Here is a 14446-nt window from a genome sequence, read left to right as displayed (position 1 = left end):
CGCCTACAACGAAAATGCTTAATATTACATAAAGGAGTTGATGGCGGAGTTTATTTTTAGACACTGTAGACATTACTAACATTAATTTTATCAAACTTAATTAACATCAGTCCGCGAATCAAGGGGATATTTCCCCTTTGTAAAAGCTATTTTAAATAAAGTGCAGGAGCTTTGTAGTCTATAACGGCTTTTCCTTTTCTTAAAAGATCGGCGCCAATAATTCCGTGAACCTTTTCGGCTTCGTGGTTTACCAGGGCTTCGTTTACGTGTCTTAAGTCAAAAAGTACGAGATCTACTTTTTTCTTTTTCCAGCCTTTTATTTCTATCCGGTTCTTTTGGGCGATTTGTGTTAGCATATTGGTGGCGCCGGCGCCTGCAGCTTTTATATCACTATCTTCTGCAAGAAGTTTAAAGTGTTCTACGGCTTCCAGGCCCACGCAGGTGCTGGAGGCTCCTGTATCAAGAATAAAGTTTCCTTCAATATTATTAATTTTGGCTACCAATTCCAGGTGTTGGGTTTTGGTGTATTTCAATTTAATGCGTTTAAAGCCTTTTTCTTTCAGTAATTTTTTTAAAGATGACATTCTTTATGTTTTTCGCAAAGATAGGTCTTCAAAATAAATTATTTTTGCTTTTATGATTTTAACCGATACGCACATACATCTTTACAGCGAAGATTACGAAAACGACAGGGACGAGCTTATAGAAAACGCCTTTCAGCAAAATATAGAACGGTTTTTTCTACCTGCCATTGATTCTGAAACCACAGAGGCGATGTACGAGCTGGAAGCTCGTTATCCCGAGAATGTTTTTTTAATGATGGGCTTGCATCCAACTCATGTTCAAGAGCATTTTGAGGAAGAATTAAAACATGTAGAAGAGCAGTTTGAAAGAAGAAGGTTTTATGCGGTGGGTGAGATTGGTATAGATTTGCATTGGGATAAAAGTACCCTGGAAATTCAGCAGGAAGCTTTTAGGTGGCAAATAAAACTCGCAAAAAAATACAAGCTTCCCATTGTAATTCATTGTAGAAAGGCTTTTGATGAAATTTTTGATATTTTAGAAGAAGAAAAAAATGATGATCTTTTTGGCATTTTCCATTGTTTTACGGGAAACCTGGAGCAAGCCAAACGTGCCCTTTCTTATAATCTAAAACTTGGAATTGGTGGTGTGGTTACTTTTAAAAACGGAAAAATTGATAAATTTCTGAATGAAATCCCGCTTAGCGAGATCGTACTGGAAACCGATGGGCCGTATTTGTCCCCAACGCCTTTTCGTGGGAAGCGCAACGAACCTGAGTATCTTATAAAAGTAGCAGAAAAACTTGCTGAAATATATGAAAAACCACTGGCTGAAATCGCTGAAATAACCACCCAGAACTCAAAAGATATATTTGGGATATAAAGAAGGTTATAATTAAAATTTGTTCATTTGCCTAGCTAACACAATTTGCGTGAAAGAATTCGAAGACATAAGGTTTTATAAGGATGAAGAGGTGCAACCTGCCTTGCAGGAGTTCATGAGACACCCCATGGTTAAAACGCTTTTACAGTTTACATTTCCTGAAAAAACTTCAGAAGAAATTACGACCATATTGGGAGAATGCCATTCTATTAGAGATTTTCAAACCAAAGTAATTTATAATTCGGTATTAAAAGTTATTGAAAAAAGTACCGAAGGGCTTACTTACAATGGTTTTGATAAATTAAATAGCGATCAAGCTTATTTTTATATTTCCAATCATCGCGATATTATTCTGGATACTTGCTTATTAAACACCACCCTTTATGAGCAGGAGCTTATCATGACGGCTTCGGCTATTGGTGATAACCTGGTGCAAAAGCCTTTTCTTATGGCTTTGTCCCGTTTAAACAGGAATTTTCTTGTAAAACGCGGAATTAGCCCCAGGGAAATGCTGAAGAGTTCTATGGTGCTTTCAGAATATATTAAAAAACTGCTGCATGAGGATGGGCGATCTGTTTGGATGGCGCAAAGAGAAGGCAGAACTAAAGATGGAAGCGATTATACCCAGCAAGGCGTATTAAAGATGCTTGGTATGGCTAAAGGGAAAAATAGTTTGGCGGAATATTTTGCTGGGCTCAAAATTGTTCCGGTAGCGATTTCTTATGAATTTGATCCCACCGATATTTTAAAAATGCCGGAACTTCTTGCTAAAAGAATGAAAGAAGAATATGTAAAATCGGCTAACGAAGATTTTAATTCTATTATGCAGGGTGCGCTTGGTAATAAAGGTCGCATTCATATCAATGCGGGAGAAGTACTTGGAAAAGAAGTTTTTGAAGAGATTGAGAGAGAACATACTTCTATAAACGCACAACTTAAAGCAGTGGCTACAAAAATAGATCAGCATATCTATAAAAATTACAAATTGTGGCCGGCAAATTATATCGCATTCGATTTGTTGAAGAATTCAGAAACGTATGCCAATAAATATTCAGATAAAGAAAAAAGGCAGTTTGAGCGCCGTCTTAGCCGAAGGGTGGATGTTAAAAATGCCCTGGAGCTAAATAGTTATTTATTAATGTATGCAAATCCGGTAATAAATAAAGAAGCGCTATATGAAGAAAAGAGCTAAAATCTTACTTATTTATACCGGCGGGACTATAGGTATGATTAAGGATTATGATTCTGGAGCCCTTAAAGCCTTTAATTTTGATGAATTACTACAAAATATTCCCGAGCTTAAAATCCTGGAGCACGAGATAGATACCTTGAGTTTTGGCGACCCTATAGATTCCTCTAATATGAATGTGGAATGCTGGGTGAAAGTCGCAAATACAATTAATGAGAATTTTGATGCTTATGATGGTTTTGTAGTACTGCACGGCAGCGATACTATGTCTTACACGGCATCAGCGCTCAGTTTTATGTTCGAGAATTTAACCAAGCCCATTATTTTTACAGGATCCCAATTACCTATTGGAGATTTAAGAACAGATGCCAAAGAAAACCTTATTACCAGTATTCAAATTGCGGGTTTACAAAAAAATGGCAAGCCGGTAATTGCTGAGGTAGGACTTTATTTTGAATATAAATTATATCGCGCTAACCGTACTACGAAAATTAATGCCGAACACTTCCAGGCTTTTGCTTCCTTAAATTATGCTCCTTTGGCAGAATCTGGGGTTTATCTTTCGGTTAATTACAATGCATTATGGCGTCCCAATCGAAGACAAAGAACAAAATTGCATACCGGATTTAATAATGAAGTGCTGATTTTAAAGATTTTCCCGGGAATTAATGCAAAAACGGTAGAATATATGTTATCAAAACCTGGACTAAAAGGGGTGGTTCTGGAAACTTACGGAAGCGGGAATGCTCCCAGTGACGATTGGTTTCTCGATATTCTGAAAAGAAAAATTTCTGAAGGATTATTTGTAGTCAATGTAACTCAATGTATTGGGGGAAGCGTAGTTATGGGGCAATATGAAACCAGTGTTCAGCTTAAAAAAATAGGTGTGGTTTCTGGTAAAGACATCAGTACTGAGGCTGCGGTGGCTAAATTAATGTATCTTTTAGGAAAAGAATTGTCTCCTAAAGTGTTTAAAACTATCTTTGAAACCTCTCTTAGAGGGGAAATGTCATAAAATTAACGGCAGATGCTTGACGAAGTATATTTTTTTTCGTTATTTGGCGCACCGTTTAGAAAACGTTAAGAAAGAGAGGTGGCCGAGTGGTCGAAGGCGCACGCCTGGAAAGTGTGTATACGCCACAAGCGTATCGAGGGTTCGAATCCCTTCCTCTCTGCAATAATTATTATATTTTTATTAAAAATTTATTTTTATATCTTTAACCCTTTAACTAATTAAATTAAGACAAACAGTAATGAAAAGATTATTTTCTATTTTGGTAATCGCCGCGGTGATGGTACTTGGAGCCGGAAACCTAAATGCGGCCAATAATGTTAACACATTACCTGGTACAATTGTGAATTTTGTACAAGACGAAGAGGCTGCAGCTGCCGCAGATGAGGCAGAGGAAGAATCTCTTGGTTTTCATCAGGAACTTAAAAAACGATTTATAGAAGGTGGTCCTGCATTTATGGGGATTGTACTTTTATGTTTAATTCTTGGTTTGGCTGTTGCCATTGAGAGAATTATCTTTTTAAACCTTTCTACAACTAACACCAGAAAACTGGCTAGAGATGTAGAAGATGCTTTAAACAGTGGTGGTGTAGAATCTGCTAAGGAAGTTTGTAGAAATACAAAGGGACCTGTTGCTTCTATCTACTACCAGGGTCTTGATCGTGCAGACGAAAGTATTGACGCTGCAGAAAAAGCTGTTGTAGCTTACGGTGGAGTTCAAATGGGACAGTTAGAGAAAAACGTTTCCTGGTTGTCTTTATTTATCGCTATTGCTCCTATGCTTGGTTTCATGGGTACTGTAATTGGTATGATTACCGCCTTTGATAGAATTGAAGCTGCTGGTGATATGCAACCATCTCTTGTTGCCGGAGGTATTAAAGTGGCACTTCTTACAACCGTATTTGGTTTGATCGTAGCTATTATTCTTCAAATATTTTATAACTATATTATCGCTAAAATTGATAGTATCGTAAATGATATGGAAGATGCATCTATCACTCTTATCGATATGTTGGTAGCTTACAAAAACAAAAAAAGAATCTAAGACCAGATTAAATTATGACTTTACATAAAATATTAAAATATGTGTCCATCGTTTTAGGCGTTATAGGTCTTATCCTACTGGGAAGGATCCTTGCCGAAGACGGTGATGCTATAGAGGCCTCGGCCGATTTACAGAATAGTCTGCTTGCACCAATAATGTATTTGTCTTATTTCGTGTTGCTTGTTGTTCTTGTATTGGTCGCATTCTTCGTGATAAAAGGTCTGTTTAAAGGAAATATTAAAAACACACTTATTGCTGTTGGTGCCTTTGTTGCAGTTATTGTAATTGCTTACCTTGTAACCGATGGTACTCAAATGACGCTTAAGGATGGGGATATACTCTCGGCCAACGCAGCGCATTGGGTAAGTGCAGGTTTAGTAACTTTCTACATTCTTGCAGGTATTGCAATTCTAGCGATGGTGATATCCGGAGTTAAAAAATTAACTAAGTAATAATATGGCAAAAAGAGCAGCACCAGAAGTTAATGCCGGTTCTATGGCCGATATTGCTTTCTTGCTTCTAATCTTCTTTTTGGTAACAACAACCATTGAGACAGATAGCGGAATTAGCAGGAAGTTGCCGGAATGGCAGCCAGAAGAACAGGATCCGCCAATAATTAAAGAGCGGAACATCTTCCAGGTATTGGTTAATGCAAATAACCAGTTACTTGTAGAAGATGAGGAGATGGAGATTGAGGAATTAAGACAGGCAGCTGTAGAATTTCTTGACAATGGAGGAGGAACAGGCGATGAAGCTTGTGATTTCTGCCAGGGAGCCGAAGATCCAGCTTCTTCTGTTAACCCAACGAAAGCTATTATTTCATTGGTAAATAACAGGGGAACAGAGTATGGAACTTATATCGCAGTACAAAACGAACTTGTAGCGGCTTATAACCAACTTAGAGATAGGGAAGCCCAGCGTTTGTTTGGTACAAGCTATACAGAGATGGAAGCTAAGTATAATGATTCGCGTACTAGTGAAGGCGCTAAAGAAACTTTAAAGGAGAGAATTGAATTGATTAAAGATATGATTCCTCAAAAGCTTTCTGAAGCAGAACCTACGAGTTAATAACCTTAATATAAAACTTAAATTTAAGACTTTATTATGTCTAAATTCAAAAAGAAAAAAAGCGAAGGGCAACCAGCCATAAGTACAGCATCTTTACCAGATATTGTATTTATGTTACTGTTCTTCTTTATGGTTGTTACCGTGATGCGTCAGAATACGTTAATGGTTGAAAATAAACTGCCATTCGCCGATCAGGTTGAAAAACTTGATAAGAAAGACCTCGTAATGTATATTTACGCCGGTAAACCCAGCCCACGCTACCAGGAAAGATTTGGTAGTGAAGCAAGAATTCAGTTAAACGATAAGTTTGCCAGTGTTGGCGAAGTACAACAATTTATTTTTGCTGAAAGGGAAACTAAGCGTGAAGAGTTAATACCATATCTTACAACTGCCCTTAAGGTAGATGAAGAAACAAATATGGGATTAGTTTCAGATATCAAACAAGAATTAAGAAAAGCTGAAGCTCTTAAAATTAACTATACCACCAAAGAAGGTGACGCCCTGCAAAACATGCAATAATTACCAATAGGTATTTTTTCAAAACTGTATAAACATCCTGTCTAAATTTAAATATTTGGCAGGATGTTTTTTTATCTTTAAACTCAATATACCTGTAGTTTAAAATGAATAGAATATGCTACCTTGTTTTCTTCTTTATACTTTTTAGTACGCCATTATTGGCCCAAACTGAAGAAGGGAATAGATTAGAAAGCATTCCAGACTCCGTACCGTCGATTATCGATAGTTTGTACCGTGAAGATCAATTCTACGTGGGGCTAACTTTTAATCTCATAGGAAATAAACCTGAGTCAATTTCCCAATCTGGTTTTTCTGGAGGAATTCACGTCGGTTTCACAAGAGATTTCCCCATAAATAAACGTCGAAATATCGCTATTGCAGCAGGTTTAGGTTGGTCTTTAAATAGCTATAGCCACAATTTGTTTATTGGCGAAGATGAGAGTGGAGAAACTATTTTTAGAAATCTAACGCGAGATATTGATTATAGTACTAACCGCTTTACTGCCCAGCTAATTGAAGCGCCGTTGGAGTTTCGCTGGCGTACTTCTACTCCCGAAACCTATAAGTTCTGGAGAATTTATACCGGATTAAAATTAGGTTATATCTATCACTTTAAAAGTAATTTTATTCAACCCGAGAACCAGGTTGTTCAAACCGATGTGCCCGAATTAGACCGTTTTCGTATGGGGGCAACTTTTACTTTTGGATATAATACCTTCAATTTTCATATTTATTACAGTCTTAATTCACTATTTCCCGACGCTCGTTTAAACGAAGAGACTATAGATATTTCGGTATTTAGGGTTGGTCTTATGTTTTATATTCTATAACCAGAAGTATAAAACAAAAGCTTGCGGAATTACTCCGCAAAATAAACCAAGCAGAAGTTCATTAAACGTATGCGCTTTATAATAAAGCCTCGATGATGCGGTGATACCCAGCGCAAGAATTAAAAAGCTAATAGTATAGGTTAAATTTAATTGAAAGTTTAAGCTAACCCCTATCATAAATATTATAAGTCCGCTAAGTGCCATTATATGTAAACTGGCTTTTAAACGAAACATGACCACCGTAAATGCCAGTAAAGTTGAAAAAAGAATGCCTACAAAAAAGTAATAAAGGGCGGCATAGTTATAGGCATTTAGAATTTGATTTAGCACCATGGTTACTAAAATGGCAAAGAAAAGCAAAGGCCATCTACGCTCACGTACATCTTCTAAAAATATGGATTGAGCCTTTCCCAGGTTTTTGAGTAAAAAGTAAAATACCACGGGAATAAATACGGTTAAAATTGCAATGGCGAGAAGTTTAGCTTGTATTACACCCGGAGGGAAGAATCGCGGTGTAAATAAAAAATAAAGTAAACTCCCTGCCAGCGGTATCCAAAGCGGATGAAATATAAAGGAGGCGCTTTTTAAAAGGAATTTCATTAAATCTCTTTTCGCAATCTTGCAACCGAAATATCTAACTGCTCCCTGTATTTTGCCACGGTACGCCTCGCAATGGGATAACCTTTGTCTTTTAAAACCTTGGCGAGCTTCTCATCGGTAAGTGGTTTACGCTTATCTTCTTCCTCAATAGACATTTCCAGGATCTTTTTGATCTCCCGGGTAGAAACATCTTCCCCCTGATCGTTTTTCATAGATTCAGAGAAGAATTCTTTTATGAGTTTAGTCCCGTAGGGGGTATCTACATATTTGCTGTTAGCAACCCTGGAGACGGTAGAAACATCCATTTCAATTTCATCGGCGATATCTTTTAAAATCATTGGGCGTAAGTTCCGTTCGTCGCCGGTAAGGAAGAATTCTTTTTGATAGTTCATAATAGAACTCATCGTTACCATTAAGGTTTGTTGTCTTTGTTGTATGGCTTCAATAAACCACTTTGCCGCATCCAGTTTCTGTTTAATAAACATCACCGCATCTTTCTGCGCTTTTGTTTTTTCCTTAGATTCTTTATAGCCCTTAAGCATATCGCTATAATCACGAGAAACGTGCATTTGTGGGGCATTTCTTCCGTTCAGACTAAGCTCTAAATCCCCGTCTACAATTTTTATGGTAAAATCTGGAATTACGTGTTCTACCATCCTGGTATTACCGGAATAAGAACCGCCCGGTTTAGGGTTTAGATGTTCAATAACATCTATAGCCTCACGCAATTCATCTTCAGAAATATCGTGTCTCGAAAGAATTTTGGTGTAATGTTTTTTACTGAATTGATCGAAAGATCTATCCAGGATATCTTCAGCCAATTCTACGCCTTTTGTAGGCTCCTTTCGTCTTAGTTGAATAAGTAGGCATTCCTGAAGCGATCTTGCGCCTACACCAGCTGGATCAAGCTCCTGGACCTTCTTCAATACCTTCTCTACCGCAGCTTCATCGGTATAAATATTCTGGGTAAAAGCCAGGTCGTCTACCACATCCTGTAATTCTCTTCTTAAATATCCACTTTCATCCACACTTCCTACCAAAAACGCGGCGATTTGTTCTTCGGTTTCATCAAATCTAAGGGTGCTTAATTGCGTGGTTAGATATTGGGTAAACGAAGTTCCCGAAGCGTAAGGCACACTTTTCTCATCATCGTCTGCACTGTAATTATTGGCCTGTAATCTATAATTAGGTACTTCGTCGTCGCTTAAATATTCATCAACATCAATTTCTGCTTCTATAGATTCGGTTCCTTCATCTTCACGCTCCCCATCGCTATAATCGTCTTCATATTCCTCATACTCATCCTTGGTTTCCACTTTACCATCCTCCAAAGCGGGGTTTTCCTCCAGTTCCTGCTTTATACGCTGCTCAAAAGCCTGCGTGGGGAGTTGTATAAGCTTCATCAGCTGAATTTGCTGTGGGGAAAGCTTTTGGGATAATTTGAGATTTAATTGCTGTTTAAGCATAAATTTATTTTACTTAACTCGATAATCGAGATTTAATTATTTCAACGCGAGTTTGAAACAATTGTTGTTTACAACAAAAATACGGAAAACAACGCTACACAGCATTTGGCATAGTAAATGATTGTGGTAAAATTTTGTTAAGGATTCTTAGATAATCTCTTAAATTCCACGAATTTCTTCGGAAGCGAAAGCTCGAAAGCCATATTTTCTTTAGTAACAGGATGTTGAAATTCAAGTCCCGTGGCCGCTAAAAATAAACCTCCTTTTTTTATGAATTCTGAAGTTTTACCGTAAATTTTATCACCTACAATTGGATTTCCATGGGTTGACAGGTGAATTCTTATCTGGTGGGTTCTGCCTGTTTTTGGAAAAGCTTTTACCAGACTGAAATTTTCATTTTTAAGTAGAAAATGTTCTAAAACTTCAATGCTGGTTTCAGCTTCTTTTTCTTCAATTCTATCATTTAAAGTAACTGAAGTAGGAAGTGTTCCCAAAACCAGCGCCTGATAACTTTTCTGAATCTCTTTTTCCTCAAAAAGTCGGTTTAAAGCTACCTGGGCAGCTTTACTTTTCGCAATTAGTAATATTCCTGAAGTTGGGTTATCTAACCTATGCACAGGCAAAGGAGACGGCAAAGCATCTTTAACTGTAGATTTTTTTAAATTAAAAGCTAAGGCGTTTTCAACGGTCTTAAAATAATTCCCACTAGTAGGAATTCCTGCGGGTTTATGGATTACCGCAAGAAATTCATCTTCAAAAATAATCTCCAATTTTAAGCTGAAAACTTTCTTATTTTGTTCTTCAGGTTCAAGAAATTCTATTTTTTGTCCTTCTTTGATCCAGTCTGAAGTTTTTGCTGGTTGACCATCTAATAGGATAAGCTCTTTTTTTAAAGCTTTTTTAAGCGAACTTTTGGTAGGAAGGGAAGCAAAGATTGAAACCGCATATTCCTGCAACCTGATTTTTTCAGTTATAGCGGGAACAATATGGGTTTCTTTGATTTTCAATGGCAGGATTTAATGGGAGAAATCATATCAAGTTTTTAAGATCGTCATCCTGAACTTGTTTCAGGATCTAACATGAGGAAAACTAAAATCATCTTAGAATCCCGAAGAAAAATTCGGGATAAAGTCTGAAACAAGTTCAGCTTGACGGTGACGAGTTGATTAAAAAACCTCACAGGTTTTTAAAACCTGTGAGGTTTGAGAATATCTAAAAAATTTTTTAAAACTCGGCGTTTTGCGGAGTTCTAGGGAAAGGAATTACATCCCTAATATTTCCCATTCCGGTTACAAATTGTACCAGTCTTTCAAACCCAAGTCCGAAGCCACTGTGAACACAGGTTCCAAACTTACGGGTGTCCAGATACCACCATAATTCTTTTTCGTCTATATCTAATTCCTTCATTTTATTTTGAAGTACGTCTAAACGCTCTTCTCTTTGCGAGCCACCAACAATTTCCCCAATTCCCGGGAAAAGGATGTCCATTGCTCTTACGGTATTGCCGTCTTCATTAAGGCGCATATAAAAAGCCTTGATGTTTGCCGGATAATCGAATAAAATTACCGGGCATTTAAAGTGTTTTTCCACTAAGAAGCGTTCGTGCTCACTTTGCAGATCGGCGCCCCATTCTTCAATGATATAGTTGAATTTCTTTTTCTTGTTAGGTTTGCAATTTTTAAGGATCTCGATAGCCTCAGTATAACTTACCCTCTTAAAATTGTTATCTATTACAAAGTGAAGTTTTTCCATTAGCCCCATTCCACTGCGGTCTGCTTTTGGCTTGGCTTCCTCTTCAGTTTTGAAACGTTTGTCTAAGAATTCAAGATCGTCCTGGCAGTGATCTAAAATATATTTCAATACATATTTTATAAAATCTTCGGCTAAATCCATATTGCCGTCAAGATCGCAGAAAGCAACTTCTGGTTCTATCATCCAGAATTCAGCTAAATGCCTGGAGGTATTAGAATTTTCGGCTCTAAAAGTAGGTCCGAAAGTATAAATTTGACCCAGTCCCATCGCGTAAGCCTCTCCTTCCAATTGTCCGGAAACGGTTAAATTGGTCTCTTTTCCGAAGAAATCTTCACTAAAATCAATACTGCCATCTTCTTTTTTCGGGGGGTTCTCCATATTTAGAGCGCTAACCCTAAACATTTCCCCGGCACCTTCGGCATCACTTCCAGTGATAATTGGAGTGTTTACATAATGAAAGTTATTCTGCTGAAAATAGCTATGAACAGCAAAAGACAGTTTAGAACGTACACGCATAATGGCGCCAAAAGTATTGGTGCGGACACGCAAATGCGCCTGTTCTCTCAGTTTTTCGAGACTATGGCGTTTTGGAGAAAGAATGGTAAGTTTTACCTCTTCCGGATTCGCATCTCCAAGAATTTTAAATTCTTTTACTTCAATCTCAACTCGTTGCTGATTTCCCTGGCTTTCAACCAAAGTACCTTTTACAGAAACTGCTGCACCAACAGTGATTCTTTTCAGTTCGTCCTGATCAAAATTTTCAAAATCTATTACACATTGCAGGTTGTTGATGGTAGAACCATCGTTTAAGGCAATAAAGCGATTGCTCCTAAAAGAACGTACCCAGCCGTTCACCTCAAATTCCTGTAGAAATTGATTGCTGTCTAATATTTCAGCAATTTTTGCTTGTATCATTTATGTAGATTTAGAAAAAACAAATATAAATTTTCCGTCTCAGCCTGCAAAGCAAGCCGGTTTTTATTAATCCCTCCAGAGGGTTTAATTCTCCGGAGGCTTTTCTCGAATGAAATATAATTTTCCGACTCATACCTAATGGGCTTACCCCGAGGAGCTTGATTATCTTTCTGAATTTTTAGATTCCTCTTTTTCAATTTCGGCCTCGTCTTCATCGGTTTCAATAATCCTCATTGCGGGCTCTTTTAAAACTTCTTTATTAGCGATGTTTTTCTCTAATGAAAGCAATAAAGACGGCAACAATAATAAATTGGCAAGCATCGCGAAAAGTAGGGTTGCTGAAACGAGTCCGCCAAGGGCTACCGTGCCACCAAAGCTACTAATCATAAATACCGAAAATCCAAAAAACAGCACGATGGAAGTATAGAACATACTCACCCCGGTTTCCCGTAGAGCCGCATAAACGGAACGTTTAATTTTCCAATTATTCGCTTTAAGCTCCTGCCTGTACTTTGCTAAAAAGTGAATGGTATCATCTACCGATATCCCGAAAGCGATACTAAATACCAGGATCGTAGAAGGTTTTATGGGTACTCCCAAAAAGCCCATCATTCCTGCAGTTACCAATAGTGGTAGTAAATTTGGCACCAGCGAGACAATTATCATCCTGAAAGATCTAAACATCCAGGCCATAAATAAGGCGATAAGTAAAATGGCCAGGGAAAGGGAAATAATAAGGTTTTTCACCAAATAATTGGTTCCTTTTTGAAAGATAAAAGCTTTTCCTGTCATCGAGATTTCATAGCGCTCCTCGGGGAAAATCTTGTTTATTTTTGGCCACAGATCTTGTTCCAGTTCTTCCATTTTATCGGTGCCCACATCTTTCATATAGGTAGTAATTCTGGCATATCTTCCAGTGCTGTCTATGTAAGAGGTGAGCAGATTTTCATTTGAAGAAAATCCTTTTGCGTAAGGCATTATAAAGTTTTGTTCCTGCGAACTCGGCAATTGATAGTATTGTGAATCTCCATTATAGAAAGCCTGTTTTGAATACTTTACCAGCCGTGTTATTGAAATTGGTTGGGAGAACTCAGGAATTTCAGCGAGATGATCTTCCAGTTCCTCCATACGCTTAAGCGTGGCAGGTTTTAAAACACCATTTTTCCGTTTAGTATCTACAAGAATTTCTAAAGGCATCACGCCATCAAATTCTTCTTCAAAGAATTTAATATCCTGGAAGAATTCTGCTTCTTCGGGCATATCTTCCAATAAACTTCCTGAAATTTTTATGGTGTAAATACCAATAATACTCGCTACCAAAAGAATGATTGAAGTAATATAAATACTAATGCGGCGGTGTCTCACCATTTGCTCCATCCAGCCCACAAAACCCCCAATCCATCGTTTATTAAGGTGTTTAAGGTGTTTGCGCCTTGGCAAATTCATATAACTGTAGATAATTGGAATTATCAACAGACTTAAAATAAAAATCGCCACAATATTTATGGAAGCCACAATTCCAAATTCTTTTAGCAAGGTGCTATCTGTAAGAATAAAAGTTGCAAAACCAGATGCCGTGGTAATATTGGTCATTAAAGTGGCATTTCCCACTTTGGTAATTACCCGTTGTAGCGATTTTGCCTGGTTCCCGTGTTTTTTTATTTCCTGCTGGTATTTATTGATCAGGAAAATACAATTGGGAATTCCTATTACGATAATTAAGGGCGGAATAAGTGCCGTAAGTACGGTGATTTCGTAATTGAATAGCCCTATCACTCCAAAAGCCCACATTACGCCAATACAAACGGTGATCATAGAAATAATCGTAGCTCGAATAGACCGGAAAAAGAAGAAAAATATGAGTGAAGTAACTCCTAGTGCAGCCAGGATAAAAAGCCCGATTTCATCTATGATATTCTGTGAATTCAGCGTTCTTATGTATGGCATCCCGGAGACTTTTACATCTATGCCGGTTCTTTCTTCAAAATTGGCGATGAGCGGCTGCAATTCATCTATAACAAAGGTTTTTCGTTCTTTAGAATTTACAATTTCTTTGTTTAAATAAATCGCCGATTGTAATGTGTTGGAATGCGAACTGTAAACAAGATTCTCGTAAAATGGCAATTCGTTATAAAGTTCATCCTGATATTGCTGAAGTTCTTCTTCAGTAGGATTTTCTTCAGAAATAAATGGGACCATTTCAAACCGGCTGGGCTCTTCAAACTTTTTTAATTGCTGAAGATTACTTACCGAAATCGCATAATCTACCGCGGGGTAGGCCTCTAAAGTTTTGGTAAGCTCTTTCCAGGCCCTAAAATTTTCAGGCTTAAAAAGCGTAGAATCTTTTACGCCCAGGAGAACAAGATTTCCTTCTTCCCCAAATTTATCCAGAAACTCGTTATAGGCAATATTGTCTTCGTGATCGTCTGGTAAAAGGTTAGCTTCGGTATAAGAAAATCGCATGTTCTTCCACTGGGTAGAAAGAAATACTGTAGTAGCAATTATAAGTAAAAGAATAATAATCCTGTTGCGTAAAATTAATCGCGCAACTGAGTTCCAGAATCCGAAACTAAAAATCTTAGCCATTGGAAGTTTTTAAGGGAGGGCAAAGGTATAAAAAGGAAGCCTATTTACTCGATAATCGAG

At 37.6% G+C, this 14446-nt stretch carries 14 protein-coding genes and 1 tRNA gene; 9 read left to right on the top strand and 6 right to left on the bottom strand.

Features of this window, described 5'->3' with window-relative positions; genetic code table 11:
• Window positions 1-146: 146 nt before the first annotated feature.
• The gene (locus B5488_RS10305; RefSeq protein WP_079735187.1) at window positions 147-584 is read right to left on the bottom strand and encodes a retropepsin-like aspartic protease; all 438 of its coding nucleotides are present in this window, start codon (window positions 582-584) and stop codon (window positions 147-149) included.
• A 52-nt stretch (window positions 585-636) separates the two neighbouring features.
• Between B5488_RS10305 and B5488_RS10300 the strand changes: the two genes are divergently transcribed.
• The 9 genes from B5488_RS10300 (at window position 637) to B5488_RS10260 (ending at window position 7067) form a co-directional block, all read left to right on the top strand.
• A complete protein-coding gene (locus B5488_RS10300) occupies window positions 637-1404 on the top strand; it encodes a TatD family hydrolase (RefSeq protein WP_172839999.1) in 768 nt (255 codons plus the stop codon).
• Between the two features lie 49 nt (window positions 1405-1453).
• Window positions 1454-2596 carry a 1-acyl-sn-glycerol-3-phosphate acyltransferase gene (locus B5488_RS10295; RefSeq protein ID WP_079735185.1) on the top strand — a complete coding sequence of 381 codons (1143 nt, stop codon included), beginning with the start codon at window positions 1454-1456 and terminating at the stop codon, window positions 2594-2596.
• A complete protein-coding gene (locus B5488_RS10290; protein ID WP_079735184.1) occupies window positions 2580-3608 on the top strand; it encodes an asparaginase in 1029 nt (342 codons plus the stop codon). The genes B5488_RS10295 and B5488_RS10290 overlap by 17 nt, the downstream gene beginning before the upstream one ends.
• Before the next feature lie 72 nt (window positions 3609-3680).
• Window positions 3681-3768, top strand: a tRNA-Ser gene (locus B5488_RS10285).
• 78 nt (window positions 3769-3846) lie between these two features.
• Window positions 3847-4650: a MotA/TolQ/ExbB proton channel family protein gene (locus tag B5488_RS10280; RefSeq protein WP_079735183.1), complete on the top strand. Its 804-nt coding sequence runs from the start codon at window positions 3847-3849 to the stop codon at window positions 4648-4650.
• Window positions 4651-4664: 14 nt separating this feature from the next.
• Entirely contained in the window at window positions 4665-5102 is a 438-nt protein-coding gene (locus tag B5488_RS10275) for a hypothetical protein (RefSeq protein ID WP_079735182.1), read from the top strand.
• A gap of 4 nt (window positions 5103-5106) precedes the next feature.
• Complete coding sequence (locus B5488_RS10270) at window positions 5107-5718, top strand: ExbD/TolR family protein (protein WP_079735181.1); 612 nt, start codon at window positions 5107-5109, stop codon at window positions 5716-5718.
• A gap of 36 nt (window positions 5719-5754) precedes the next feature.
• Window positions 5755-6237, top strand: coding sequence for an ExbD/TolR family protein (locus B5488_RS10265; RefSeq protein WP_075325123.1), 483 nt, complete (start codon window positions 5755-5757; stop codon window positions 6235-6237).
• Window positions 6238-6341: 104 nt separating this feature from the next.
• Window positions 6342-7067: a porin family protein gene (locus B5488_RS10260; protein WP_079735180.1), complete on the top strand. Its 726-nt coding sequence runs from the start codon at window positions 6342-6344 to the stop codon at window positions 7065-7067.
• Here B5488_RS10260 and B5488_RS10255 read toward each other — a convergent pair.
• The 5 genes from B5488_RS10255 to B5488_RS10230 form a co-directional block, all read right to left on the bottom strand.
• Window positions 7062-7667 carry a hypothetical protein gene (locus B5488_RS10255; protein WP_079735179.1) on the bottom strand — a complete coding sequence of 202 codons (606 nt, stop codon included), beginning with the start codon at window positions 7665-7667 and terminating at the stop codon, window positions 7062-7064. The genes B5488_RS10260 and B5488_RS10255 overlap by 6 nt on opposite strands.
• Window positions 7667-9133, bottom strand: coding sequence for an RNA polymerase factor sigma-54 (gene rpoN / locus B5488_RS10250; RefSeq protein WP_079735178.1), 1467 nt, complete (start codon window positions 9131-9133; stop codon window positions 7667-7669). The genes B5488_RS10255 and rpoN overlap by 1 nt, the downstream gene beginning before the upstream one ends.
• Window positions 9134-9270: 137 nt before the next feature.
• The gene (locus B5488_RS10245) at window positions 9271-10140 is read right to left on the bottom strand and encodes an RluA family pseudouridine synthase (protein ID WP_079735177.1); all 870 of its coding nucleotides are present in this window, start codon (window positions 10138-10140) and stop codon (window positions 9271-9273) included.
• A 217-nt stretch (window positions 10141-10357) separates the two neighbouring features.
• On the bottom strand, window positions 10358-11800 hold the full coding sequence (gene asnS, locus B5488_RS10240; protein ID WP_079735176.1) for an asparagine--tRNA ligase: 1443 nt from the start codon (window positions 11798-11800) through the stop codon (window positions 10358-10360).
• A gap of 162 nt (window positions 11801-11962) precedes the next feature.
• Window positions 11963-14386, bottom strand: coding sequence for an efflux RND transporter permease subunit (locus B5488_RS10230; protein ID WP_079735174.1), 2424 nt, complete (start codon window positions 14384-14386; stop codon window positions 11963-11965).
• Window positions 14387-14446: the final 60 nt, after the last annotated feature.

Source organism: Salegentibacter salegens (assembly GCF_900142975.1).
Taxonomy (GTDB): domain Bacteria; phylum Bacteroidota; class Bacteroidia; order Flavobacteriales; family Flavobacteriaceae; genus Salegentibacter; species Salegentibacter salegens.
This window is presented reverse-complemented; position numbering and strand designations above follow the sequence as displayed.